The sequence below is a fragment of the Halovivax cerinus genome (assembly GCF_024498195.1).
Lineage (GTDB): Archaea > Halobacteriota > Halobacteria > Halobacteriales > Natrialbaceae > Halovivax > Halovivax cerinus.
The window spans coordinates 647102-672710 of the sequence record NZ_CP101824.1 but is presented as its reverse complement, the minus strand read 5'-3'; the positions used below and the strand labels follow the sequence as shown (position 1 = coordinate 672710).

Below are 25609 nucleotides of genomic sequence, written 5' to 3'. Positions count from 1 at the left end.
GCACGAGGGCGAGCTGGCCGTTCGCGAATCGGCCGATATCACGGGTACGTCACCGACGGCGTCCCACACACGTATGTCGCTCGCGAGCCAACGGTCTGGCATGTTCGACCGAGTGCTCGTCCCCGTCGACGATCGCGAACCGTCGTCAGTCGCCCTCACGTACGCGCTCGAGGTCGCGGCCGCACACGACGCGACGGCCCACCTGCTGTACGTCGCGGACACGAACAAGCCCAGCCAGGTGCAGTACCAGGGTGCCGTCCTCGACGTCCTCGAGCGGGAAGGCGACGGAGTGCTCGCAGACGCCCGCGAGCGGGCGACGAACGCAGCGGTGACCGTCGACGACGAACTCGTCCAGGGCGATCCGCGCCACGAGATCGTCGCCGCGGCCGAACGCGCCGACCTCGTGGTGATGGGGACCCACGGCCGGAGCGGGATCGACGCCTACCTGCTGGGAAGCGTCACGGAACACGTCGTCAGAACGACCGAGATGCCCGTGGTGACGGTCCGCGAGGCGGCGACGTGGACGTACCCCCACGAGCGGGTCCTCGTCCCGTTCGACGGCAGTCCCCACGCCCGCGACGCGCTCGATCTGGCGCGGAGGGTCGCCGCGGACACCGGAGCGACGCTCCATCTACTCGGCGTCGTCGACGAACCCACCTTCGGTGCCTTCGGCTCGTCGACGGGTGCTGAAGACGCCCGCGACCTCCTCGACAACGCCGCGGCCGACGTCGGTGACGTTTCCGTTGAGACACGCGTCGAGAGCGGCGCCGTTCCGGAGACGATTCGGACGGTCGCGACGGACGCCGGGGTCGATCTGATCGTCATGGGCACCCACGGTCGCCAGGGGGTCAACGAGCGGCTCCTCGGCTCGACCACCGACCGCGTGCTCCGGAGTGCCCCGGTTCCGGTGCTGACGATCGGGTCCCAGGCCGACGACTGAGCGTTCCTCGAACGAGACGTCGCACACTCCCCCGAGCCCAATTCGATTCCTCTCGGCCCCCAAACCCATCAGTGATCCGAACGGTACACACAACCCTATCCCGCTCGGAGTCGTCTCGTTCAGCATGGCAGACACGAAACGCGGGCGCGACAAGCAAGCCCGAGACGAAGAAGAACGCCAGCGCGAGCGAGAACTCGAACAAGAACTCGAGCGCGGCGACGAGGTAGAACCCACTGACGAGAGTGAGTACGACGCAGATGCGCTCGAAACCGAAGATCAGCCGACCTGTCACCGTCGCGGATGCGACGAACCGGCGGCGTTCCGCGTCCTCGAGCGCTACGAGGAGGACACCGGCCACGGGACCGTCGAGGCGGTGGCGACGATGTGTCGCGACCACACCGCCGAGGAGGGGCCGGTGAACCTGGACAAGGCCGGCCCGGACTACGTCTTTCGCATCGATCCGCTCACGGAGCCGGACGGTGCGGACGGCGAGTGAGAACCCGTGCTGACTGCGAGTGGTGGGTCTTCTGACGAGAAGTGCGGGAGACGGTGGACCGCGAGCGAGACCGCCGATCACGCCGAGCGAGACGGCCGCGCCCACGTCGGGTTGGACATGACGGCTACTCGATCGGCCGGGCAACTCGTGCCGAGCCGAGCGAGGCGATACCATGGCCGCGCCCGTCCCGACACACCGAAATGCATCGACTCGAAACCCTCGAGGGATGACCGTCGGAGTCGTCGGCGCGGGGATGTCCGGACTGGCGCTCGTGCGCGCACTGGAACAGCACGGCGAAGACGTCGTGGCCTTCGAGGCGCGGACCGAGCCGGGCGGCGTCGTCCAGAGTCGCGAGGTCGACGGCCGCGTCGTCGAACTCGGGCCGCAACGGCTGCGCCTCACACCGGGCCTCGAGTCGATGATCGACGACTACGACCTGCGCGAGAGCCTCCGGTACGGCGCCGACGACCAGCCGATCTACGTCTACCACGACGGCGACCTGAAGGTCGCGCCGCTGTCGGTCCGCGAGGCGATCACGACCGACCTCATCAGCCCGCTGGGCAAGCTCCGGATGCTGCTCGAACCGCTGTTCGGTCCGCCGAAGCCGGACGAGACCGTCGACGAGTTCCTCGTCCGGAAGTTCGGCAAGCAGGCGGCTCGACGCTACGCCGGCCCGCTGTACAGCGGCCTCTACGGCACCGACCCGCGCGACATGCTGATGGCGTACTCGCTCGGTCGCGTCCTCGAGAAACGCGGCGTCGAGCGCAGCATCCTCCTGAAGGTACTCGAATCGGTTCGATCCGACCGCGAGACGCCGCCGATCGTCTCCTTCGACGACGGGATCGGCGAACTCGTCGACGCCCTGTCCGAGGCCCACGCCGATTCGATCCACCTGGGGACGCCGGTCGAGGCGATCCGGCCGGTCGACGGACGTGACGGGCCGAACAGGGACGGCGACTGTGGGGCCGGGGACGGGGGTGGCGACACAGCTCGCTACGAACTCGAGACGGCCGAGGAGACCGTGCGCGTCGACGACGTCGTCGTGACCACGCCGGCACCGATCGCGGCCGAGTTACTCGAACCGGTCGACGCCGACCTCGCCGCGACCCTCGAACGATTCACCTACAACCCGATCGGGCTGGTCTTTCTCGATTCCGACTTCGGGGGCCGGGGCCTCGGCACGCTCGTCCCGCCGGACGCCGACGACGTCTCGATCAGCGGACTGACCTGGAACGCCAGCATCCTCGATCGCGACCGCCTCTACACCGCCTACCTCGATCCGCTGTCGTACCCGCCGCTGCTAGAGGCGACCGACGGCGAACTCGGCCAGGTCGCGGCGCGGGAGTTCGAGCGCATCACCGGCGCACCCGCCGAACCCATCCACGTCCACCGCTGGGAGCCGGGCATGCCCGCCTACGACCGCTCCTGGACCGCGATGGACGACCTCGAACCCCCGGCAGGGATCCACTTCTGTGCCAGCTACGTGGGCCGACCCGGGATCCCCGGCCGGATCCGCAACGCGACGGCCCTCGCCGACCGACTCGCCGGCGGCGCCGACGGATGAGCGAGTGACGCGGACGGGCGGTCGAGTGACGCCGAAGGATAAGCGGGTGATGCGGACGGACGAACGGCCGCCGGGTCCGAAGTGGCTAAACCGCTCCGGTGGCAAGCGTCGGGCATGGAAACCGGGATCGTCCTGTGCAACTTCGGCGAACCGGCGACGCCCGACCGCGAGACCGTGCTCGACTATCTGACGCGGATCTTCTTCGACAACGCGGACCTGGAGGACGCCGAGTCGGAAGCGGCAGCCAGGGATCGTTCGCGCGAACTCGCGGAGCGACGACTCCCGAGCATCATGGCGGAGTACGAGGAGATCGGCGGCTCGCCGCTTCAGGACCAGGCGGTCGCTCAGGCCGACGCGCTGGCCGAGCGCCTCGACTCGCGCGGCCACGACGTGACCGTCCGCCACGCGATGCAGTTCACCGAGCCGCTGATCCCCGACGTCGCCGCCGAACTCGCCGAAGACGGCGTCGAGGAGGTCGTCGCCCTCCCCATCTACCCGCTGTGTGGCCCCTCGACGACCGTCTCGTCGATCGACGCGCTCGAATCGGCGGTCGAAGAACTCGACGGCTACGACCCTGAATTCGCCTCGGTCACCGGCTGGCACCGCGTTCCGGCGTACAACCGCCTGCGAGCGGACGGCATCGCCGCGTACACCGAGGAGGCCGACGTCGACCTGCAGGACCCCGACACCGCGTTCATCTTCTCGGCCCACGGCACGCCGACGAAGTACCTGGAGGCCGGCAGCCGCTACGACGAGTACGTCGAGGAACACGCGGCCGCGGTCGCCCGCCTGCTCGAACTCGACGACTACCACATCGGCTACCAGAACCACGCCAACCGGGGCATCGAGTGGACCGCCCCCGAGACCGAGGAGGTCGTCGAGAACCTCGGCGACGAGGCCGACCGCGTCGTCGTCGAGCCGATGAGCTTCATGCACGAACAGTCCGAGACGCTCGCCGAACTCGACGTCGACCTCGCGGAAGACGCCGCCGACGTCGGACTCGACCTCTACCGGGTCCCGATTCCCCACGACGACCCGCGCTTCGCCGACCTGCTGGCCGACCTGCTCGAACCCTTCTGTGCGGGTTTCGATCCAGCGTACTACCAGCTCCGCCAGTGTGAGTGTCGGCCCGAACCCGGAACCTACTGCCTGAACGCCGGGATGCGGACGGAAACGCGATAGTTGGCGGTTCTATTCTCCATCAGCGCCCCATTATTGGCCCGCTTACTGCTGTCCCGCCACGCTACCGCGAGACCGACTGCGCCGCCTCGAAGAAGGCCGCGACGTTCTCGACCGGGGTGTGTCGGTCGACACCGTGGCCGAGGTTGAGGATGTGGCCCGCCTCGCCGGCGGCGTCGACGATCTCAAGGGTGCGTTCGCGGACGGTGTCGGGATCGCCGTAGAGCAGCGCAGGGTCGAGGTTCCCCTGGACCGGTCTGTCGCCCAGTTGCTCGCGAGCCGCGGCGACGTCGACCGTCCAGTCGAGGCCGACTACGTCGGCGCCGGTGTCGGCGAGCAGGTCGAGGTTGCCCGAGAGGTTCCGGGCGAAGACGATCGTCGGGACGTCGGTCGCCTCGACGATCTCGCGGTGTAACGGGAGGAGGAACTCGCGGTAGTCTGCGGGCGAGAGGAGGCCGGCGTAGGTGTCGAACAGCTGGATCGCGTCGGCACCCGACTCCACCTGGAATTCGACGTAATCGGCGATGACGTCGGTGAACGCGCGCAGGAGGCGCTCGAATGCCTCGGGGTGCTCGGCACGCAGTCGACGCACGGCCATGAAGCTCCGCGAGGGCTCGCCCTGACAGGTGTAGGCGGCGAGGGTGAACGGGCCGCCGGTGAACCCGAGCGTCGCGGCGTCCGACCCGAGTTCGTCGGAGAGGCGAGAGAGGAGTTCCCCCACGTAGGGGAGGTGCTCGCGGACATCTTCGGGTGTGCGGTCCGCATCCGCGGGCGACTCGACCGGGTTCTCGACGACCGGACCCACGCCCGATTCGAGGTGATACGAGAAGCCGAGCGGTTCGAGCACCGTCAGGATATCCGAGTACATGACGACGGCGTCCGGGTCGAACCGCTCGTAGGGCTGGAGGCTGATCTCGGCCGCGACGTCGGGCGTCGAGATGGCCTCGAGGAAGGAGTAGTCGGCACGCAGTTCGCGATACTCGGGGAGATAGCGCCCCGCCTGTCGCATCATCCAGACCGGCGGCCGCTCGGTGCGCTCCCCGCGAGCTGCCCGGAGAAACAGATCTCTCATTGGCGGTGGTTCGCGGCGGGCGCGCCTAACAGTTGCGAACTCCCCCACCGACGCGACCCGCCAGGGTCGATCACCGCGCCGCCAGCCTCGGGGTGTGGATTCGGTCGCGACGGTGAACTGACCGGGTGACCACCTGCTGCGAGGGACGCTGCCGAGTGACGCCCGGACCCGACACCAGATTTATCCGACCGTGCCGACCTGAATCGGTGTGGCAACGCTCGAGGACTGGACGCTCTGGCTACACATCGCCGCCGGAGCGATCGCCGTGCTTGCCGGCGTCGTCGCGCTGGGGACGACCAAGGGCGGACGCCGCCATCGGCGAGTCGGGCGGCTCTTCGTGTACTCGATGGGCGTCGTCGTGATCACGGTGGTCGGGCTCGCTGCCATCGCCCCCACGCGCCGAAGGGTGGTGCTCACACTGGTCGCCATCTTCAGTGGCTACTTCGCGTTTTCGGGCTATCGAGTTCTCGCGCGCAAACGACCGACGACCGACGCGGCAGCGCCAGACCGGATCGCCACGGGCACGGTGTTCGTCGCCTGTCTCGGCCTGGCTCTCTGGGGACTCCGCCAGTACATCGCTGGAACGACCTTCGGTATCGTGATGGTCGTCTTCGGCGCGATCGGCGTGGTGTTCACCGTTCTCGACGCCCGTGAATTCCGTCGCGACGGAGCGACCGAGTGGCGGGTGACGCATCTCCAGCGAATGATCGCCGCCTTCATCGCAACCGTCAGCGCCGTCTCGGCCGTCAATCTGACGCCAGTGATCGGGATTGCGGCGTGGCTCTGGCCGACCGCCGTCGGTGCGCCCCTCATCGCCTACTGGTCTGCGACGGTGGAGTCGCGCTGACGAGGCCGCGCGGAGGACGTGATGCGGGCCGGAAAAAGGTGATTCGGGCCGGAAGAACGTATCCGGGCCGAAACTCGGTATCCAGCGCGAGCCTCCGTGGCGACCGACGGAGGCGATGCGCCGCCGAGCTACCGGAGAGCCAATCCAACAGCGGACGTCCCCATCGGGTCGGCTTCGCGGCGCCGCTTACCGGCTCCCGGCCGAACTCGATTCGAGATATCTGTCCGGGACGTGTCCCGTGAGCGAGGCGGGGACGTACCGGACGAGCCTGACGGCGAGGTCGGCGAGCGACTTGCGAAGGAGGACGTAGACGGTCGAGACCGCGAGGAGGCCGCCGACAGGGCCCCAGGCGATCGGGCCGGCGGGCTCGGCGGCCAGGCCGATCACGGCGACGCCGGCGACGCTCGCGAGCCCGAGATCCTCCGGCGAGCCGTCGTAGCGGACCCAGCGCCTGGCCGTGAGCCACCGGTCGTGGTAGTGGCTGTAGACCGCGTGGTCGCTGCCGCCCTCCCAGGGTCGGAGTTCGAGGCCGGCACCGGCGACGTCGGTCGCGGCGTGGAGCGCGGCCGCGGTGAGGGCGATCGCGAGGCCCACCGTCACGGCCGACGGGGCGACCAGCGCGGCGGCGATCGCGGGAATCGCCGCGAGCCAGCCGTAGACGGGGTAGTGGAGGGTTCGGCGGTGACCGACGTAGAGGTCTACGTCCGGCAAGAGGCCACCGACGAGGCCGGCGAGGATCGCGACCGGCGCCAGCTCGGGTGCGCCAACAACGACGGGAAGGGCGAGGGCCATCCCCAGCAACGCGTGCGTCGAGGCCATCATTGTACCAAAACTAGGGAGGCTGACCCTATAGCCGTTTCGCGGCCCAAAGAAGGCGGTTCGGTATCGACCCCGATGGCAAGGATTAGGGCGCACGCGCCCCGAGTATGGACAACGACGTGCCCCTCCTCTCGTCGATCTCCCTCGTGACCGTTGGACTCGCCCTCGTCGTGGGCGGGCTGGTGACCTCGCTCTGGCTCGGCGTCGACCGGCGCGAGGCGGACGTGGCGGTCAACGCGGCCGCCGCGCTCGCTGCGACCGCGAGCCCGCTCGTCGTGGAGTACGCCGTCGCCGGTCTCGTCGACGCCAGCGTCGACTTCGGACCGATCCTGCCGCTGTGCATCGCCCTGGCCGGCTTACTCCACATGCTCGGTATGCACGGCTGGTACGACACCGTCTGGTGGTGGGATCACGTGACCCACACCGTCTCGGCGGCGCTGGTCGCCGCGCTCGTCTACGCGTGGGTGGTCGTCGCCGGCGCCGACGTATTGCCGGGCCCGCTCGGCCGATCCGCCGGGGCGGCGACGATCGGCCTCACCCTCGCGGCCGGCGCCGCCTGGGAGGTCCTCGAACACGCCGCCAGGGTCGCCAGCGACCGCGCCGGGATCGAACGCGTCCTCGAACACTACGGCCGATTCGACACGCCGCTCGACCTCCTCTTCGACGGGATTGGCGCCGTCGCCGTCGTCGCGCTCGACGGCCGCCTCTTCACGCCGCTGTTCGAACCGATCCCCGGCCTGTCGCGGACGCTGCTCGGTTGGTTCGTCGTGGCCATCGGCGCGATCGCCGCCGCCTCGGCGGTGATCGTCGTCGCCGGGCGCGAGGGGTGACGGACAGGGAGCGGAGTGATCGGTGGCAGGTGTCGGCCACTCGAACGAACCGCGAGTCGGCCTCCCGAGCGACGGGCAGAACTGTCCGCCGACCCCGCCGTTCCGCCTTCGAACCGCTTTTCGCGCCACCGCCCCAACGTGCGGTACTGAATGGAGGCGCCCACGGTCACCGCGCTCGTCAACGGCGTGACGATCGGGTTCGTCCTCGCGACGATGCTCTCGATGGGGCTCGCACTGACGCCGGACGAGATCCTCGCGTCGCTGGCACAGCGCCGGCTTATGGCGAAATCGCTGCTCGTGAACCTCGCGGTCGTACCCCTCTTGGCGTTCGCGTTCGTCCTCGCGATCCCGATGGCGACCAGCCACGCCGTCGGGCTTCTGGTGATCGCGATCGCGCCGGGGGCACCCTTCGGTCCGAAGCTCGCCGAAATCTCGGACAGCGACGTCGCGTTCGCGAGCGGGCTGATGGCCGTGCTGGGCGTCGGTTCCGTCGCGACGATCCCGATCACGGTCGCGCTCCTCATGCCGGCAGGCGTCGCTGCCGATCCGATCGGTATCGCTCGCATCGTGGTCCTCACCCAGCTCGTCCCGCTGCTCGGCGGGCTGTGGGTCGCGGCGCGCTCGCCGTCCGTCGCGGCCGCCGTCCACCCGCCGATCCAGCGACTCTCGACCGTCCTCCTGGTCGGCCTGGTCGCCCTCCTGACGGTCGCGTACGCCGGTGAGATGCGCCAACTCGTCGGTACCGGAACGCCGCTCGTCTCGCTCGTCGTGATCGGCGCCTCGATCCTGCTCGGGTACGCGCTGGGCGGGCCCGCGACGGGGGCACGGGAAGTCCTCGCGACGACGACTGCGTCGCGAAACGTGGCCATCGCCCTGCTCGTCGCCACGACGAGCTTTAGCGACCCGGGCGTGCTCGCGATGATCGTCGCGTTCGGCCTCCTCAGCCTCGTGGTCTCGGCGCCCGTCGCCGGGTGGTGGGGCCGAGGAAGTGCGTCGTGATCTGAAGGACGGGGCCAGACGACCTGCTTCAGCCGTGCGTAGCGGTTCGCGTTCGGCTCATTGTGGGCAGGTACCGGATATCCCGTTTCGGTCCGCCCCGGCGGGCTCAGTCGTTGGAGCCAGGAAGTCCCACTCGCGGACGGCGAACCCGACGATTTCGATGCGTCGTTGCAGATGGTCCCACTCGCCGGCGATCTCGCGGCGGCGGTCCTCCTCGTCGGTGTCGAGCGCGTCGTCGGCGATCGTGCCGCGAAGGTGGTTCGGCGATTCGACGTCGAACTCGGCCTGCCACGCTCTGATCCGGGCCTTCATCTCGGCGAGCCGGTCGGTGAGTTCCTCGACGGTGTGGTCGCCGTCTCGAAGCCGCATCGACTCCTGCATCGCTTGCCGACGGTAGTCTGGGTAGTACGTCGCGTGCGTGCCGGCGTCGTCGCGGTGGAGGATCCCGTCCTCGACGAGTCGTTCGAGGACGCGCCTGGTAGGCCCGTGCGACCAGTCCGCTTCGGCGGCGATCCAGTTTGCCGTCCGGGGCTCCGACAACTGCCGGGCGACCATCCGCACGCGGTCCTCACCGGTGGTCTGCCGGTCTCGTAGTCCCGTGTCCGATTCGTCTTCGCTCATACGCGCTCGTTCGACCTCTGTCTTAATATAGATTGAGGAGGTTCGTCGTATACGAAGGCTCGTCGTAGTTCTCGTACAGACCGGCAACCGGAGACGTTTGAAGGTGCGAGAACTCCACGACAGATCGATCGGACGGAAACGGTACGTCAAAAGGAGCGTGCCTTCCCAGTTTTCTGCGCTGGTACTGGATCGAGGGATTCCAAGAAAATCACACGAAGCGCCTGTATACGCCGCCGAGCCATGATCTGGCCGCTATTTGACTTATATGTCAGTCTGCACAAAACAGTTACAAACCTACAGAAGGTACGTAGTCGTAGATGCCCGTGAGACGAGACGCGCCCACAGCCGAGGAGGTGGCCGCTGCAGTCGATGGAGACGTCGAAACCACCCAGCGGGCGCTTCGTGCCGTCAAATTCACCGACGAGACTGACGAGTAGCGATTTCTATGTCGCCCGGCAACCCTATCTAACGGCTGTTCCAGCGACGATCGGGTTGCACTAATAGGATTTCAACAGAGCGGGAGCACTTCCTGTCGGCGAACGGCTCTCTCAGGCGTGTTGTGTGACGTCGCGTAGGTCGAACACGTGTACCTCGTCGCGTTCGGAGGCCGCTTCCTGTACGGATTGTGTGACGCCGCTCCGCGTGAACAATGCGTATTGCATATCGGTATCGCCAGTATCTGGTGTCCAACGGATTTCCGCAGAATGGGCTTCGAGTGAAGCGAGCGCACTGTAGTCGAGGGGTGCGTTCGTGAACTTACACTCCCCCGCGACCATGGTTCCGTCTGCCGTAAAGCCGACGACGTCAACTTCGTGCTCCTTGTACCACCAGCGGCCGATATCGAGGAACGTCTCCTCGGGAAACAGATCTGGCAGCGCATCCTGACAGAGCGTCTCGAATTCTTGGCTCACGAAGTCAGGGAGTTCTGGTTCGATAACCGCCTCGTAGGCGTCTTTACCCAACCGTTCGTATCGGTCTTCGTTACCGTAGACGAAGCGGAACCAGAAGCGAAACAGCGGATCACGGATTCGATAGCGTCCGCGGCGTGATTTCGCTTTCTCTTCGGTTAGTGGAACCTCACGCTCGACGAGTCGGAGCCGTTCCAATTTTTGGGTGTACGTCGAAATCTGCTTCCCGTCGATCCCGACTGCTTGCGCAATCTCGTTTGCTGTCGTCTTCCCTGCAGCGATCGTCGTGAGGATCGCAAAGTATCGATTCGGGTCTGTGAGTTCAGTTCGGAGGACGTACTCCGGTTCATTGTGGAGGTACCCCTTCTGAGAGAGGACCTCCTTAGTGAGGACGGCTCCGAGATCCCGATCGAGAGTGACACCGTCAAGGTAGTACGGGACACCGCCGAAAATGCTCCACGTGAAAATTTGCTCTTCGGGCGAGTAGTCGTCCGGAAGGAACTCCTGAGCGGCTGCGAAATCGAGTGGTCGGAGGTCGATTTTCTCGGTAAACCGCCCGTACAGCGGGCTGTTTCCGAGGAGTGTCGCGTCCTCCATCATGCTAATCGAGGATCCGACTAGAACGAGCGTTCCCGAGGTGTTCTGGAGGCGTTGATCCCACAGCCGTTGGATAACCGACGGGAGGCTTTCGTCAGCATCGATGAGGTAGGGGAATTCGTCGAGGACCACGATCCCGTCGTGGTCGCCAAGATACCCCAAAAGGGATTCCCAGTTCTGTTTGATCGCCGTAATCCCAGGAAACGTGTCGGCCGCAACATCGACGAATTCGTCACGTTGTATCTGCGACGTGGTCTCCGTGGCTTGGTAGACGACGGCGTCGTCCTGGTCGGAAAGTGAGTGCTGGACGAGCTGTGTTTTCCCGAGTCGTCGCCGACCGAAGATAACCACCATCTCGGCATCGTCGGATTCGTAACAGTCACGCAGTCGTGAGAGTTCTCGGTGCCGATCCACGAAGCGTTCCATATGTCTATTCTCTCCCACTCGAGAATAACACTTCCGAATAGCCTATTTTTGAATAGGCTAATTCAAAATTGGCTATTTTCCACTCTCCGATCGGGCTATGATCGCTGCCGGCCCGTTCAGCTACGTCTCCAGCACCTGTACCAGCGATAAGAAGTACCCCATTAGCCAAGACGAGGAAATAAATCCCCTAGGAGAAAACACGAATAGACCAGTGACAGTGGCTCTTGAGAACATTTTATCAGACACGGGATTATAGTCTGGCCGTATCACCCAGCCAACTTTCGTTTTCTACAATCACTACCCAATCATACTGATTTTCCAAAATTCACTAATTTCCAATAAATATAATACGTACCAACCCGTTGTCCCACGCGGAAGCCACTGGCTCCGAACTTCCGGAGCGGGCAGAAATGCCCCGGGTGTAGAGGCACCCGAGACGTGGCTTCCGAAACCCAACCACGGGTTTTACGCAAGCCATGACACCGTATACACCAGACCACCATAAACCCCGCGCACAGCCCGCCTACCCCCGATATCCGCGTAGCGACGTGTGTGTCGGTTCGATTCGGCCGCGTTACGATGCGATCCACACGGTTCCCGACCCGAATCACGTCCACGCGGCGACGGCCGGTGCCCCGGACGACCAGTTGCGGGTCGACGTCGAGCGCCCGATCGATCCGAACCGCCTGGGCATCGTCTCGCGCGATCAGTACCCGCCGTGTCCCCACTGCGACGAGCCGGTGATCACGATTCGGACGCTGGGGCCGCACCTCCACGCCGCCGATCCGTGCGGCTGTCCGCTGGATAGGGAGACCGTCACGTCGATGCTCGGAGGGCCGAACCGATGACCGAGTTGCCCGATCCCGCGGAGAGCCCGTTCCCGCTGTGTCCCAACTGCGGGATGCCGGTCGTCCGCATCACCTCCTCGGGGCCGCACACCCACTCGGCGAGTCCCTGCGGCTGCGGGTTGACGCTGGCGGACGTGCAGGAGCTGCAGGGGTAGGATCGACACTCTCGAATCGGCCCCTCGAATCCAACTGACTGAGGTATTGGCGACGGACAACGCTTACACGTCGGTGCACAGTAGAGTATGTACGATGGTGTCGACTCACCGAGCAGATTCCGAAGACGAGTCAGAAGATCCAGCGGTTCCCGAAGGAGTCATCGACGGAATCGAAGATATTGCCACCGGTCGTACCGCCGATGCGGACGACCTGGATTCGGCGCTGGATCGGTAATCTCGTTCGTTGAGTGTTCATTCTCGATGTCTGAATTTACCCGTCGAAGTCTGTGATAATCTCGAAGTGATTCGGGCTGGAGACGATCGGCGGATATTCTGTCGACTCGTTATAGGAGTGCCACACGGCTCCGATCGATACAACGTGCTCTTCGTGTTCTACGTCGATCGGCACGAGTATGGCTCTCAGAACCTACAGCGGTTGGATGCCGCGACACGACAGCGGCTTCGGGACCTCCGTTCGTTCGACTCAGTCGAGAGCGTCGAGCGCTACCTCGAGACCCATCACGCGTTCACTGCGACGCAGATTGCAGACAGAATCGATCGGCTGGACTAACGTCCGAGGGGATACAACCAAACGACTAGTTATCGATGGGCTCGAGACCTGGTCCGATAGCAAATCAAACCAAACGGCTGTTCTTCGCATCTCAATACAGGTCGTGACGACGGCCACGTAGTATCCGTTCCACTTGCAAGCGGCCAATTCAAAGAGTCGGATTGCGATGGATTGGGGCAACAGAGAAGGACGTACGCCGAGCACCTACGGAATAGATGACGTTCGACAGCGACTCCACGTCGGCGATCGACGACGATGTTCGGCGACTGTACGAGCAATATCAGGCCGCCGAGACCGACGAAGAGCGACGCGAGATCGCCCTCGAGATGGGGAAACTCGATGGACGCCGTCACGCGGACATCTACGAAGCACTCGAAGACGAGTGACCGGTCCTCACGGTAGGATTGGATTTGTGGAAGGGATGGTCGTCACGGCCCTCATGGCTTACTGTCGGTGCAATACGTCCCACAGCCCGACGTGCACCCAGTCGCCCACTCGGTCGGATCACCCGACCCTCGGCAGTCACCTTCGGACCTGAGCCCAAGCGCGACGAGTGCTGCGTCGACGCACATAGCACTGCTACCCGAGGAAACGCTCGGATCCGTCTATTTCGAGGCCCCATCCGTCGATGGACGGACTCGATGAGATCTGTGGGAAAGGTTTATCGGCTGTCACCGCGTACAATTCGGTGAGGACGCGGACCAGGCCCGCTGGGTCGACCCCTCGGGACTGATCCGGCTAGGGGCGTGGGGTAGTTGCCTACGTCCTGTCGACGTCCGATTCTACGGGGCGAACCGTTCGGATAGATAGTTTCGTACTCGCCGTGATTCGAGCATCTCGATCGTGTTCTCCCACTGTGAGTGGACATCGAACCCACCGTCGTCAGGGCGTCGTCCCTTGATCCACGCTGCAATACGTGTCCGGTCGATGTCCCCGTAGTCACCATTACCGCCGCGGATCTGATAGAACGGCGTGGGGGAGACGGACGGTTCGCGCCAGTTCGTGTCGAATCGAACGACATTTTCTGGAAGGGATTCCACCTGCTCGACGCCCGCATCGATCACGCTTCGGACGTAGCCAGCAATGTAGTCGGCGGCGATCACTTCGGGATACGTGAGATCGGCTTTCGGAAGTCCGGTCACGTACACACCACCGAACGTCGACTGAAACGGCCCATCGAATATTTGCGAGGCCTGAGTTCGGAGGTGCGCCTGACTAGAACCGTACATACTCGGCGCCCCATCCGGAAGAAGGATCGAATCACCGCTGAACGCGCGAGCGGACGTGATCGTCTTTTTTGCGAGAATACAGACGGCCGCCGCTTTGTGATGGATCGATTCGTGCGAGCGTCCGACAGCCACCCGCCACGGGATTGCTTCCGCGTCCAATGACGCCAATAACGCTCGAACCCGGCCATTTCGTTGTTTCGGCGTCGCATACTCCGCGAGCGTCTTGGATTTCGCTCGCCACGGAGCCAACTCGTGCTCCAGAAGGAGTTCTGCGAGTCGTTCACCGTTTTTGCGCGGACATCGGACCACAGCGAGGGTAAATGGGTCCGGCCCGACGACGGTACCGGACTCATCGACGCCGATAACGTGGTCTGCCCGAGTCGTATTTCCCGAAGACTGCTCGAGTACCTGGATTGATCGCACTGGTCCATCACGCTCGTCGTCCCGCTACTTACGATAGTGTATCCACCCATGAGTGATTAATATATTGAATTAGTGTCGAATGCAAGTGACGAGATCGAGAAAAGGACCCTACTCAACAGCTTCGTAGGGGCGATCACGAGAGTGAGTAGAAAACCGGCGATATGAGGTGCTGGTACAGGCCAGAATCTGGCAGACGATCGAGGGAGAAGGGACGTACGGCTTGCTCTCAGAGTCGAGAGCGTCAGCCAGCACGTGCACCGACCACGCGCACCGCACCAGGGTTGTCGAAATTGCTCGAGCAGCCGGTTACTTCTCGTGGCGGTCGATGAAAGCCCCGTTCTCGGAATCGTCCCCGGCACTGTACCAATGTGTCGACGTATTCAGACATCCGCCGTGTCCCCTACACCGCCCCCATGACCGCCATCCCGCCGTACCCGAGGACGAACGCGAGGACGAACGAGCCGATCCACGCGAGGACCGTCACGCCGAGCTTTCTCGGACTGATCGCGCTGGCCCCGCCGACGGCGAGACCGCTGCCGACGATCGCGCTCACGACGATCTCGTTGAACGAGACCGGGACGCCCAGCAGGACGGCCGTCTGGGCGATGAGGAACGAGGGGGTGAGCGTCGCGATGGAGCGACGCGGTCCCAGCGAGGCGTACTCCTGGGAGACCGCCTTGATCATTCTGGGTGCACCGGTCCAGGAGCCGACGAGGATCCCCAGGCCGCCGCCGAGCAGGACCGCGACCATCGGCACGGACGCGAGGTCCTCGGTGAGCGGGAGCAGCGGACCGACGGCGAGCCCGACCTGGCTCGCGCCGGCGGAGAAGGCGACGAGGCCGCCGAGGACGAGCAGGAATCGTCGGAGGCCACCGTGCAGGTCGCGACCGACGTCCCAGCGGACCACGGCCGCGGCGAAAAGCCCGACGGCGAGCGAGGTGACGGCTGCGCTCGCGGTCGGCCCGGCTGGCAGCACGCGGGCGCCGCCGGCCGCGAGACTGCCGCCGATCGGCGCCAGGAACGCGAAGTCGAGATTCGCGAGGACGGCCCCGACGACGCCGGCGAGGATCGGGACGCTCCGGGTCTCGGGGACGGACGGGCGGGGGAGAACGCTCGCGATTCCGTAGGCGATCCCGCCGCCGACGAACGGCGTGAAGAGCCACAGGGAACCGATCTCGACGTACTTCGCCCACGCGGGCGAGCCGCCCAGGGCCAGCCCGACGCCGATCACCGACCCGGTGACGGTGAAGGCCGTCGCGATTGGGTAGCCGGTCGCGATCCCGATCGCCATCAGGCCCGCCCCGATCAGGAGGACGACGATGACGGCCGTCGGCGGGAGGGAGACGCCGTCGACGAGGCCGCTGCCGACCGCCTCGGAGACGTTCGCGCCCTGCGTCACCGCCCCCACGAAGCCCAGAATCCCGACGACGAAGGCGGCCCGCATCGTCGAGATGGCGTTCGCGCCGACCGCGGGAGCGAAGGGTGTCGCGCCGCTCGAACCGGCGCCGATGACCCAGGCCATGAAGAGACTCGCGAGCGCGGCCACGCCGAACAGGAGAACGGTCGCTAGATCCATCTATCGTGTAGGGAGTGAAGGGGAATCGCTATCGTTCGAATCGTGGTGCTCAGTCGGCCGAGGTGGCCGTTGCGTCGGTGTCCTGGGATCGACTGCGCCAGACGCCCTGGAGGTAGGCGCCGGCGAACATGCCGACGAGCGCCCACAGGATGGTGACGTTGCCGATGCCGAGGCTGGCGTAGGCCGCGCCGGGGCAGATGCCCGAGAGGCCCCAGCCGACGCCGAAGATCGAGCCGCCGATCAGCACGTTGCGATCGAAGGGCTTGAGGCGGCGTTCGTACGCGTCGCCCGTCATCGGCGCGCGGTCGCGGATCCGTGGAACGAGGAAGAACGCGATCCCCGTCACGATCGCCGCGCCGAACATGACGAACGGGAGCCCGAAGTCCTCGAACTGGAGGAAGTCGAGCACGACCTCCGGCCGCGCCATGTGGCTGTAAGCGAGCCCGAACCCGAAGATGAGACCGCCGACGAGCACGAGCGGTGCGAACAGCGGGTGCTCGGTTCTGTCTGGGGCGCCCATTATGGGCTCACCCCCAGTGCGGAGACCACCTGTGCGGTCACGATCGCGACGGCGAGGAACGTGATCACGCCGACGATCGAGGTCTTCGAGGCCGAACCGACGCCGCAGACACCGTGGCCCGAGGTGCAGCCCTTGCCGATGCGGGTCCCGATGCCGACGAACACGCCGCCGACCAGGAGCCGCCAGGGCTGGACGTCCGTCGTCCAGGCGCCGCCCTGCCAGAGGACGGCGTAGACCGCCGCTCCCAGTACGATGCCGACGGTGAAGACGACGCGCCAGTCGCGATCGTAGCGGTACTTCGCGAAGCGCGACTGTCCGGAGACGTACGACAACGTCGACTCGAGGAAGGTACTCGCGCCGGCGATGATCCCCGTCCCGAGGTAGATGAGTACCGCGCCCAGGCCGACGAACAGCCCCCCGATGGCGTAGCGGCTGATGCCGTTGGGGAACGGCTCGGCCGGGATGGCGAGCGACGTGAGGTCGGCCGCCGCCAGCAGCGGCGTGAGGTCAGCGAGCATTGCGTTCTCGATCACGGTGTTCAGTCACCAGCCAGTGATTCCTGACTGGCCGCGCAGTTGTTCGGGCCGAGTTCGAGTTCGAACGCCTCGTCGTCGGTGGCGGCCTGTTGACCGAGGTTGGTCGGAATGATGTCCTCGTAGTTGGCCGGACGGGGCGGCATGTCCGAGAGGATCAGGTCGGTGAAGTCGTCCTTCGCCATCGTGAGTGCGTCCATCTCGTCTGCTAATTGGCCGATCGGAGCCGTATAGGTTCCGTCTGCGGCGGGGTCGGCCGCGTCACTGAAGTGGGCACCACCGATCAGCGTGTCGTCGGGCAGCGTCAGGACGCGTTCCTGGAGCGAGTCGTAGAGCTGTCCCGCGGCCTCGGGTGCGCCGTCGTCGCCCTCTTCCAAGTCGGGACGGGCGACGCTCTCGACGAAGAGGCCGTCACCGGTGGCCAGCAGCGAGTCGTCGAGCAGGTAGGAGGTCATCCCGGAGGTGTGCCCGGGCGTGGAGACGGTCTCGATCGTCGCGTCGCCGACAGCGAACTCGTCGCCGTCGGCGGCCAGCGTGACCTCGTCCGCGTAGGTGACGCCGCGGTCGACGGCGGCCTCGGGGATCACGCCCTCGACGCCTTCGTCGTCGAGTGCACGGACGCCGTCACTTCGCTCCGCTCGTGACGAGCCCGTAAGCTCTGCGAGCTGACGGACGCCGCTGATGTGGTCCGCGTGGATGTGCGTGTCGATGGCGTAGGTGAGGTCCGCGCCGAGTTCGTCGGCGTCGTCGAGGTAGCGATCGGTGAACGCCCGCAGCGGGTCGACCACGGCGGCCTCGTCGCCGTCGACGAGGAGGTAGCCGAGACAGCCGCTCGAGGGACGCTGGTACTGGTAGAGCGTCCCGGTGCCGTCGTAGCGCGAAACCTCGACGCGCTCGTAGATACGCGCCCAGCCGTTCATCCCGTCCTCTAAGTGGTTCGTCTCGTAGCCACGCTCTGTGAGGACGCCGGCGACGTACTCGCTGGAGCCGCCCTTCGCACAGAGAACCGTGACCTCGCGGTCGTCGGGAACCTGGGCGAGAACGTCGTCGTCGATCTCGTCGTCCAGGAACTCGAAGTACGGGACGTTGATGGAGTCGACGGTCTCGCCGTCGATCTTCCACTCGTCGTACTCCGACTCCATGCGCGTGTCGAGCAGTGTGACCTGCTCGCCGTCGTCGATTCGGGCTTTCAGCTCGGCTGGTTCGATCGATTCGACCTCCGCATCGATTTCTGGCAAGTCCATGTCGGCCATGTTGTACACCGCTCCGTACCGGGTACTCGCACATAAGGGTTTTCATAGTAATCCCCTATCCGCACAATACTGAACGCCAGTCCCGTGTGGAGGTAATTTGTTGTTCGTCCGTATGCGTGCGTGATGAGCCGATATAGGCCCACTATTTCATACCCTCGATATCACGGTTGTTCGTATCCACCCCACTAATCGACATTCTTTTATGGTCTGCCCCAATATTGTGTGGTAGCTCCAATACAGAGCACCGATACAACATGAGTTCGCAATACGACATCACCGAGACGCTCGACGTGAAAGGACAGTCCTGCCCAATGCCCGTCGTCAAGACGAAGGGTGCGGTCGACGACCTAGACGAGGGCCAGATCCTCGAAGTCGTCGCGACCGACTCCGGCAGCATGAGCGACCTCGCAGGCTGGGCCGAGGGCACGGACGGCGTGACACTCCTGGACCAGGTCGAGGGCGACGACGTCTACAAACACTACGTCGAGAAGACCGCGTAAGATGAGCACGGACAACGAACCATCCGCGGCGGGAACCGCCGGATCGGAGATCGACCCCGAGGAGTTCGCGGCGCTGCGCGAGCGCGTCGAAGAGCTCGAAGAGAGCGCGGCGCAACGCGCCGCGGAAGACCGAGCGGGGAACCCGCGAGAGGTCGTCGAGACCGAGACCGGCGAGGACGGCAAGAAGATGACCATCGTCTCCACCCAGGGCACCTTCGACATGGCCTATCCGCCGCTTATCCTGGCGAGCACGGCCGCCGCCTTCGGCTGGGACGTCGTGGTCTTCCACACGTTCTGGGGGCTCGACATCCTCCACGAGGAGAACTCACAGGACCTCAAACTGTCCGCCGTCGGCAACCCGAACATGCCGCTCCCGAACGCGATCGCCGCGCTCCCCGGCATGGACGCGATGGCGACGAAGATGATGGAGAAGAAGATCGACGAGAACGGCACGGCCACCATCGAGGAGCTCATCGACCTGTCGTTAGAGAGCGGCGTCGACCTCCAGGCCTGCCAGATGACGATCGAGCTGATGGACTACGACGAGGACGACTTCTACGACGGCGTCACCACCGGCGTCGGCGCCGCCACCGCGATCCAGCACATGGCCGAATCGGACGTCCAGTTGCTGGTCTAACACGACACTCGCTCGGATCCGGACACGAGCACATCGGACAGGCACACAGGAACCCTCCTACCACAGACCCTGGCAACACCCCACTACCACACATGAACACGAACACGCCTTCCACGATCACGACTGACGAACAGCCCAGTTTGCGCGTCGTCAAGGCCGTCGCCGAAGCGGACGGCACCGACCCGGCGACGCTCGATCCCCCGTTGCACGCGGCCGTCGATCCGTCGGCACTCGATCGGGTGTTCGCCGACACGCCGAGCGGCTCGCGGCGAGGCGCGATACGATTCTCCTACCGCGATCACGACGTCACCGTCGACGCGGATGGCCGCGTCGAACTCGAGTGAATCCGTCGCTCGTGACGCGGCTCCCGACTCGTGCCCACTGAAACGCGAGTACGAGATACCCCGGCCGATAGCTTCGACCCGGACTCACACTACTGGCCGACCAGCTGGCTCGCTCGTCCGGCCGTCCCTCGAATGCGCGCTACCTGGGGTGCCCGCTCGACGCCCAGCCGGTCGATTCTCACACGACTCGACACCGCCCGGGTATGAAATGGACGGCCGACGACGTACGCACATGAGCCGTGGTCCGGACCGACCCTGGTCGGCGGTCGGTGCCATCGCGCTGGTGCTGGTCGGCGGGTCGTTGCTTCCCCTGCCGTTTCGTCGTCGCCCCGAGTTCGCACTGGTCGGGCCGGACAAGGCGTTGCACCTGCTCGGCTACTTCGGCCTGTCGGTGGCCGTCGCCGACGCGCTCGCGGCAGAGGGGATCGGACGCGCCCAGAGCGGGCTTCTGGCGGTGGTCTGGTCGACCGCGATCGGGACGGCAACCGGACTGCTCCAGCTGTACGTTCCCGGCCGCGCGCACGAACGGGCCGACGTCGCCGCCGGAACGCTCGGGTCTGTGCTCGGCGCCCTGTACTGGTTCCGTTGGCGGCCCGTCGTGAACACTGAATCGGACGGCGAACGGACGGGCTCGCGATCGGCCCAGCCGATCAAACGGGACGCGGAATCGCCCGAACACGGTGCGCTCCAGCGGGAGTAGCGTACCAGTGTGAGCCGCCCATATCGCCGCCGGAGCGACGGGTGAAACTGGCCACAGCGGCGGACCAGTCGGTCGGAAACCCGCCACGGTGACCGGATCGTCGTCACTGATCGTGCGATTGGACGTCGATTCGCTGCCCATCGAGGTCCTCCGGGTCCGCCTTCGGGAGCGTGATCGTCAACACGCCGTTGTGGCAGGTCGCCTCGGCGTCTGCGGCCTCGACGGCCGACGGAAGACGGACCGACCGTCGCATCGTCTCGTGTTCGCGTTCGCTCCGGAGATAGTGATCGTCGGAGTCCTCGCTGGCCGAGCGCTCTCGCTCGGCCGTGATGTGGACGGTGTCGTCGACGAGGCGAACGTCGATCTCGTCGCGGTCGAATCCCGGAACGTCCGCCGTCAGCACGTACTCCTCGTCGCGATCTTCGAGGTCGACGCCCATCCCGGACGCGGCGCGCAGCTGTTCCGACGAGCTGTAGCGGTCACCGTCCCAGTCCTCGAGCATGGTCTCGAACTGGCGACGCAGCTGGTCGAACTGTTCTTCGATCGATCTGAACGGGTTCCGATCGGTACTCACGTGCGTGACACCCGGACGGGGCTCCACCGACCACACTGCTAAACGTTTTACAGGGAAGTGCATGCCGCGGTGGTCGGAGCCGTGGTGCACCGGGATCGGCCAGGACGATGGTCGGACCGACCACCCCGTCACCCGAATCGGCCAGGACGTCGCCCGGGCCGACCGCGGCGTCACCCGGATCGGTTAGGCCGTCACCCGAATCGGCCACGGCTCCACCCGGACCGACCGTGCCCGTGCCCGGATCGACTGCCAGTTCGACCCGAACCGACGCGCCTCAGACGAAGACGAACACGACGAGGCCGACCAGCCCGATAGCGAGTAGCGGAATCGCGACGGGCCGACGGAGGCGGCTGTCCACCCTGTCGATCAGGGCGAGCTTCGAGGCCAGGCTGGCGGCAATCCCGAGGACCACCATCCCGGCGGCGCTCTCGGCACCGATCGTCCCGCCGGTGAACACCGTCGCCGCGGTGACCGAGACGGCGGCCGACGAGACGAGTCCGCCCGCGAACGCCGTCGCGTACAGACCGAGCTCGGCAAAGAGTTCTTCGGCGACGACCGAGACGACGAGGATCGCGACGTACGCGATCGCGAACTTGGCCGCAGCCACCATCGACAGCGGCGACCCGATATCGAGATCGAACGCGCCAGTGACGTCGCCGTAGCGCCAGTGATAGGCCGCGAACGCGAGTGCGAGTGCGACCATCGCGGCGGTCGGACCCAGCAACGGGAGCGTCAGACCGATTCCGAGGACGATCGCGATAGCGACGTTCCGAGCGATCATCGAGGTCGTCGCGAGCAGCAGGGCAGCCGAGACGGCGTCGGTCGCTTCCCGCGATTGCCTCGACAGTCTGGCGAGGACGCCGGCGGCCGCGAACGAGTTGGCCGCGCCCGCGAGCAATCCCGTGAGGGCGAGACCACGTGATCCGCCGAGCTGGCGCATCGACACGTACGCGCCGAACTGGATCACGAGGACGAAGATGGTGAACGTCAGCACCTCCCGGAGCGCCAGCACGCCGTAGGGATCGACGGGCTCGCCGGGGAGGATCGGATACAGGATGAACACGAGCGCGCCGAGTTTCAGCGAGTCCTCGAGTTCGCGATCGGTGATGGCGCCGACGTAGCGGTGGAGTCGGTCGCGCTCGGCGAGGAGAGCGACCAGCAGGATGGCGATCGACGTCGACTCGAAGTACGCCCCGTAGCCCACGAGCGCCCCGAGCAGCGCGACGACGAAGACGGTGACCGACGTAGTGAGCCCGACGTTCGCCCCGTCCAACGAGAAGCGGATGTACGCCACGAGCACCGCGAGCGCACCGGCCAGCGCGAGGTAGACGCCGATCAGCGCCGGTTCGCCGGCCCGGTCGCCGACGGAGACGACGAGCGGGCCAGCCCCGCACAGGAGGGCGAGCGTCCGCAGTCCGGCGAACTTCCGCGTCGGCAAGCGCTCGCGTTCGAGTCCGATCAGGCCGCCCGTCGCGATGGCTACGCACACCCTGAGCAACAGATCGGGAACGGGGAGCGTTTCGATCATCGTGGCTGGGACCCGGAGACTGGAACCCGATACCTGACGACGTGGCTGTGGTATCGACTGCGATGCTTCGCGAGTGATCCGCTTCGAGCGGTCCGACAGCCGCGTACAGCGGCGACGCCTAAAAAGGACGTGTCGCCCCTCACGACGGGAGAGTGCCGGGTCGAACCCTCTACTGCTGTCGACTCGCGATGAGAACGTAGCGACAGCGACTCACAGAGAGAACAGACCGCGTCCGGATCTCTACCCCCGACGAACGGAACAGTATTGTGCACATTCCAAAATACTTTACCACTGGCCGCCGTCTCTTCGCGTATGTCAGATCCGTTCGTGGTCGTCGGCGGAGACGCAGCCGGGATGAGCGCCGCGAGCAAGGCCAAGCGCGAGGACCCCGACCGCGAGGTGATCGTCTTCGAGAAGGGCGAGTGGGTCTCCTACGCGGCCTGCGGGATGCCCTACTACGTCAAAGGCGAGGTCGAGGAACTCGACGACCTCGTCGCCGTGACGGCCGAGGAGTTCCGCGACGAGCGCGACGTCGATCTCCGGACCGGCCACGAGGTCGTCGAGGTCGACACCGACGCGGAGACGGTCACGGTCGAGACCGACGACGGGGAGTCCATCGAGCAGGCCTACGGCGACCTCTTGGTCGGCACCGGCGCGAGCGCGATCGAGCCGCCGTTCGACGGGCTCGACCTGACGGGCGTCTTCACGATCCACGACATGGACGAGGCCGACGCGATCGAGTCCTACGTCGCCGAACACGACCCGGAGACGGCCGCCATCGTCGGCGGCGGCTACGTCGGCGTCGAGATGGCCGAAGCGCTCGACGCCCGCGGCCTCGACGTCTCGATGTACGAGATGCTCCCCCGGACCCTCCAGCCGTTCGGCGAGGAGACCGCCCGCACCGTCGAAGACCACCTGCGCGACCAGGGGGTAGAGCTCCACCTCGAAACTGCGGTGCAGGGCTTCGACGGCGATGTTAGCGTCGAAACAGTTCGGTACAAGACCGACGACGGTGGCGAAGACGAGGCCGCGGCGGACCTCGTGATCGTGGGCGTCGGCGTCGCCCCGAACGCCGCCCTCGCCGAGGAGGCGGGCATCGAACTCGGGCCGACCGGCGCGATCGCGACCGACGACTACGGCCGCACGCTCGACGCCGCGGACGGGTCCACGCTCGAACACGTCTACGCCGCCGGCGACTGCGCCGAAGCGGACAACGTCGTCACGGGCGAGCCCGACCACGTCCCGCTGGCGCTGACGGCCAACCGCGCCGGGCGAGCCATCGGCGCGACGGTCGGCGGCGACCCGACGCAGACCGGTGGCACCGCCGGAACGGCCATCGTCAAGGCGTTCGACCTGGGCGCCGCCCGGACGGGGATCGTGGACGAGGAAGTGGCCCGAGAGGCCGGCTTCGACCCCGTCTCCGTCACGATCGACGCACCGACGCGGCCACACTACTACCCCGGCGGGGTGAAACTCTCCGTGACCCTCGTCGCCGACGCAGATTCGGGGCGCGTCCTCGGCGCGAGCGTGGTTGGCCGCGACGGCGTCAAACGCATCGACACGGTCGCGACCGCGATCACGGGGGAGTTTACCGTCGCGGAACTGCAGAACGCGGACCTGGCGTACGCCCCACCCTTTAGCCCGGTCTGGGACCCAATCTTGACGGCGGCGAAGGTCCTCCGCGGACGTATGGAGGACGACTGATGACGGACCGAATCGAGACGCCGGACCCACCGACGTCCGCGGCGGCACTCCGGGAGACGATCCCCGCGTTCGACGACGTGACCTACATGAACTTCGGCGCCAGCGGACCCAGTCCGCGCCCGATCGTCGAGGCCGCCGAGGATTTCCTCGAGTACCACGAGTTCGACGCGCCGAGCGGCGAGGGGATGTACCCCGCGGCGTTCGAGACCTACGACGACGTGCGCGAGACGGTCGCCGACTTTATCGGTGCCGAGACGACCGAGGTCGCGCTCACCCAGAGCACGACGGACGCGATCAACCGCGTCGCCTGCGCCATCGACTGGGAACCCGGCGACGCGATCGTCCGGACCGACATGGAGCACCCCGCCGGGATCCTCCCCTGGGAGCGCTTAGAGCGCGAGCGCGGGGCAGAGGTGCGCGTCGTCGAGAGCGACCGCGGCCGACTCGATGTCGACGCCTACCGCGAGGCTGTCCAGGGCGCGAAACTCGTCGCGTTCAGCGCGCTCACGTGGAACTACGGGACCCGACTCCCGGTCCGCGAACTGGTCGACATCGCCCACGAGGCGGGCGCGCTCGTCCTCGTCGACGCGGTCCAGTGGCCGGGCCAGGCACCCCTCGACGTCACCGACTGGGGCGCCGACGCCGTCGCCGCGGCCGGCCACAAGTGGCTGCTCGGCACCTGGGGCGGCGGCTTTCTCTACGTCGACGAGTCCGTCGCCGACCGACTCGTCCCCGGCCCGATCGGCTACCGTGGCGTCGTCGAGGCGACCGCCGAGCGCTACGAACTGGAACCCGGCGCCCCGCGGTTCGAGATCGGGACCATCAACCCGGCCCCGCACGTCGCGCTCCGGACGGCCATCGAGACGGCCGAGGCGATCGGGGTCGAGCAGATCGAGTCCGAGATCCGGCGACTGGCGAGTCGACTCGCCGACGGCGTCCCCGACGACCGGTTGCTGAGCCCGGCCGAACCCGAATCCGGGCTGGTGACCATCGCCGTCGACGATCCGGAGGCCGTCACCGAGCGGATACGAGACGAGGGACTCGTCGTCCGACCGCTCCCGGAGCCGGACGCGATCCGCGCCTCCGTCCACGCCGTCAACACCGCGGACGAGGTCGACGACCTGCTCGACGCACTTGAGCGAATTCTCTGAGGTCAGTTCGAGGCGCTTCCGAACGGGGCGTTCGCCCGATGGCGTGGAGGCGTGGTGCGGAAAAT

Annotated in this window: 28 protein-coding genes; 17 read left to right on the top strand and 11 right to left on the bottom strand. The window is 66.1% G+C overall.

The genetic code is table 11. The features are described 5' to 3' along the window. Positions 1–100 precede the first annotated feature (100 nt). The 4 genes from NO366_RS03130 (at position 101) to hemH (ending at position 4182) form a co-directional block, all read left to right on the top strand. Positions 101–940 carry a universal stress protein gene (locus NO366_RS03130; protein WP_256532860.1) on the top strand — a complete coding sequence of 280 codons (840 nt, stop codon included), beginning with the start codon at positions 101–103 and terminating at the stop codon, positions 938–940. A 124-nt stretch (positions 941–1064) separates the two neighbouring features. Next, positions 1065–1436: a hypothetical protein gene (locus NO366_RS03125; RefSeq protein WP_256532859.1), complete on the top strand. Its 372-nt coding sequence runs from the start codon at positions 1065–1067 to the stop codon at positions 1434–1436. A 226-nt stretch (positions 1437–1662) separates the two neighbouring features. Beyond that, the gene (hemG, locus tag NO366_RS03120) at positions 1663–3000 is read left to right on the top strand and encodes a protoporphyrinogen oxidase (RefSeq protein WP_256532858.1); all 1338 of its coding nucleotides are present in this window, start codon (positions 1663–1665) and stop codon (positions 2998–3000) included. Between the two features lie 114 nt (positions 3001–3114). After that, on the top strand, positions 3115–4182 hold the full coding sequence (gene hemH / locus NO366_RS03115; RefSeq protein WP_256532857.1) for a ferrochelatase: 1068 nt from the start codon (positions 3115–3117) through the stop codon (positions 4180–4182). A gap of 61 nt (positions 4183–4243) precedes the next feature. Here the strand turns inward: hemH and hemE are convergent, their stop codons facing one another. Next, complete coding sequence (gene hemE, locus NO366_RS03110; RefSeq protein WP_256532856.1) at positions 4244–5251, bottom strand: uroporphyrinogen decarboxylase; 1008 nt, start codon at positions 5249–5251, stop codon at positions 4244–4246. Between the two features lie 208 nt (positions 5252–5459). On the opposite strand from hemE, the gene NO366_RS03105 reads away from it, so the two are divergent. Then, positions 5460–6098, top strand: coding sequence for a hypothetical protein (locus NO366_RS03105; RefSeq protein WP_256532855.1), 639 nt, complete (start codon positions 5460–5462; stop codon positions 6096–6098). A 186-nt stretch (positions 6099–6284) separates the two neighbouring features. Here the strand turns inward: NO366_RS03105 and NO366_RS03100 are convergent, their stop codons facing one another. Further along, a complete protein-coding gene (locus NO366_RS03100; protein WP_256532854.1) occupies positions 6285–6920 on the bottom strand; it encodes a metal-dependent hydrolase in 636 nt (211 codons plus the stop codon). Positions 6921–7024: 104 nt separating this feature from the next. On the opposite strand from NO366_RS03100, the gene NO366_RS03095 reads away from it, so the two are divergent. Then, a complete protein-coding gene (locus NO366_RS03095; protein ID WP_256532853.1) occupies positions 7025–7747 on the top strand; it encodes a DUF2238 domain-containing protein in 723 nt (240 codons plus the stop codon). Positions 7748–7897: 150 nt separating this feature from the next. Further along, positions 7898–8746, top strand: coding sequence for a bile acid:sodium symporter family protein (locus NO366_RS03090; RefSeq protein WP_256532852.1), 849 nt, complete (start codon positions 7898–7900; stop codon positions 8744–8746). A 57-nt stretch (positions 8747–8803) separates the two neighbouring features. Here NO366_RS03090 and NO366_RS03085 read toward each other — a convergent pair whose 3' ends face one another. Both NO366_RS03085 and NO366_RS03080 read right to left on the bottom strand, forming a co-directional pair. Continuing rightward, positions 8804–9367: a BlaI/MecI/CopY family transcriptional regulator gene (locus NO366_RS03085; protein WP_256532851.1), complete on the bottom strand. Its 564-nt coding sequence runs from the start codon at positions 9365–9367 to the stop codon at positions 8804–8806. Between the two features lie 548 nt (positions 9368–9915). Next, on the bottom strand, positions 9916–11298 hold the full coding sequence (locus NO366_RS03080) for an ATP-binding protein (protein ID WP_256532850.1): 1383 nt from the start codon (positions 11296–11298) through the stop codon (positions 9916–9918). Positions 11299–11774: 476 nt separating this feature from the next. Here NO366_RS03080 and NO366_RS03075 point away from each other — a divergent pair, with 476 nt between their 5' ends. The 4 genes from NO366_RS03075 (at position 11775) to NO366_RS03060 (ending at position 13258) form a co-directional block, all read left to right on the top strand. Beyond that, entirely contained in the window at positions 11775–12146 is a 372-nt protein-coding gene (locus NO366_RS03075; RefSeq protein ID WP_256532849.1) for a hypothetical protein, read from the top strand. Next, entirely contained in the window at positions 12143–12301 is a 159-nt protein-coding gene (locus tag NO366_RS03070; RefSeq protein WP_256532848.1) for a hypothetical protein, read from the top strand. The genes NO366_RS03075 and NO366_RS03070 overlap by 4 nt, the downstream gene beginning before the upstream one ends. Before the next feature lie 94 nt (positions 12302–12395). Then, positions 12396–12536 carry a hypothetical protein gene (locus tag NO366_RS03065; protein WP_256532847.1) on the top strand — a complete coding sequence of 47 codons (141 nt, stop codon included), beginning with the start codon at positions 12396–12398 and terminating at the stop codon, positions 12534–12536. Between the two features lie 551 nt (positions 12537–13087). After that, positions 13088–13258: a hypothetical protein gene (locus NO366_RS03060; RefSeq protein ID WP_256532846.1), complete on the top strand. Its 171-nt coding sequence runs from the start codon at positions 13088–13090 to the stop codon at positions 13256–13258. 396 nt (positions 13259–13654) lie between these two features. Here NO366_RS03060 and NO366_RS03055 read toward each other — a convergent pair whose 3' ends face one another. The 5 genes from NO366_RS03055 to NO366_RS03035 all read right to left on the bottom strand — a co-directional run bounded on the left by NO366_RS03055 (position 13655) and on the right by NO366_RS03035 (position 18406). After that, on the bottom strand, positions 13655–14014 hold the full coding sequence (locus NO366_RS03055) for a hypothetical protein (RefSeq protein WP_256532844.1): 360 nt from the start codon (positions 14012–14014) through the stop codon (positions 13655–13657). Positions 14015–14924: 910 nt separating this feature from the next. After that, positions 14925–16100, bottom strand: coding sequence for an inorganic phosphate transporter (locus NO366_RS03050; protein ID WP_256532843.1), 1176 nt, complete (start codon positions 16098–16100; stop codon positions 14925–14927). A 49-nt stretch (positions 16101–16149) separates the two neighbouring features. Next, positions 16150–16620, bottom strand: coding sequence for a YeeE/YedE family protein (locus NO366_RS03045; RefSeq protein WP_256532842.1), 471 nt, complete (start codon positions 16618–16620; stop codon positions 16150–16152). Then, on the bottom strand, positions 16620–17138 hold the full coding sequence (locus tag NO366_RS03040) for a YeeE/YedE family protein (protein WP_256533994.1): 519 nt from the start codon (positions 17136–17138) through the stop codon (positions 16620–16622). The genes NO366_RS03045 and NO366_RS03040 overlap by 1 nt, the downstream gene beginning before the upstream one ends. A gap of 20 nt (positions 17139–17158) precedes the next feature. Beyond that, the gene (locus NO366_RS03035; protein ID WP_256532841.1) at positions 17159–18406 is read right to left on the bottom strand and encodes an MBL fold metallo-hydrolase; all 1248 of its coding nucleotides are present in this window, start codon (positions 18404–18406) and stop codon (positions 17159–17161) included. Between the two features lie 254 nt (positions 18407–18660). Here NO366_RS03035 and NO366_RS03030 point away from each other — a divergent pair, with 254 nt between their 5' ends. The 4 genes from NO366_RS03030 (at position 18661) to NO366_RS03015 (ending at position 20587) form a co-directional block, all read left to right on the top strand. Further along, complete coding sequence (locus NO366_RS03030) at positions 18661–18906, top strand: sulfurtransferase TusA family protein (protein WP_256532840.1); 246 nt, start codon at positions 18661–18663, stop codon at positions 18904–18906. A 1-nt stretch (position 18907) separates the two neighbouring features. Then, positions 18908–19543: a DsrE/DsrF/DrsH-like family protein gene (locus NO366_RS03025; protein ID WP_256532839.1), complete on the top strand. Its 636-nt coding sequence runs from the start codon at positions 18908–18910 to the stop codon at positions 19541–19543. 92 nt (positions 19544–19635) lie between these two features. Next, a complete protein-coding gene (locus NO366_RS03020) occupies positions 19636–19887 on the top strand; it encodes a HalOD1 output domain-containing protein (RefSeq protein WP_256532838.1) in 252 nt (83 codons plus the stop codon). 232 nt (positions 19888–20119) lie between these two features. Then, positions 20120–20587 (top strand): VanZ family protein, encoded by a 468-nt coding sequence (locus NO366_RS03015; protein WP_256532837.1) that lies wholly within the window; start codon positions 20120–20122, stop codon positions 20585–20587. A gap of 103 nt (positions 20588–20690) precedes the next feature. Here the strand turns inward: NO366_RS03015 and NO366_RS03010 are convergent, their stop codons facing one another. Together NO366_RS03010 and NO366_RS03005 are read right to left on the bottom strand one after the other, a co-directional pair. Continuing rightward, entirely contained in the window at positions 20691–21161 is a 471-nt protein-coding gene (locus tag NO366_RS03010; protein ID WP_256532836.1) for an Hsp20/alpha crystallin family protein, read from the bottom strand. Between the two features lie 274 nt (positions 21162–21435). Beyond that, positions 21436–22689, bottom strand: coding sequence for an MgtC/SapB family protein (locus NO366_RS03005; protein WP_256532835.1), 1254 nt, complete (start codon positions 22687–22689; stop codon positions 21436–21438). 312 nt (positions 22690–23001) lie between these two features. Here NO366_RS03005 and NO366_RS03000 point away from each other — a divergent pair, with 312 nt between their 5' ends. Then, entirely contained in the window at positions 23002–24393 is a 1392-nt protein-coding gene (locus NO366_RS03000) for an FAD-dependent oxidoreductase (RefSeq protein ID WP_256532834.1), read from the top strand. Continuing rightward, positions 24393–25544 carry an aminotransferase class V-fold PLP-dependent enzyme gene (locus NO366_RS02995; protein WP_256532833.1) on the top strand — a complete coding sequence of 384 codons (1152 nt, stop codon included), beginning with the start codon at positions 24393–24395 and terminating at the stop codon, positions 25542–25544. The genes NO366_RS03000 and NO366_RS02995 overlap by 1 nt, the downstream gene beginning before the upstream one ends. The last annotated feature ends 65 nt before the right edge of the window (positions 25545–25609 follow it).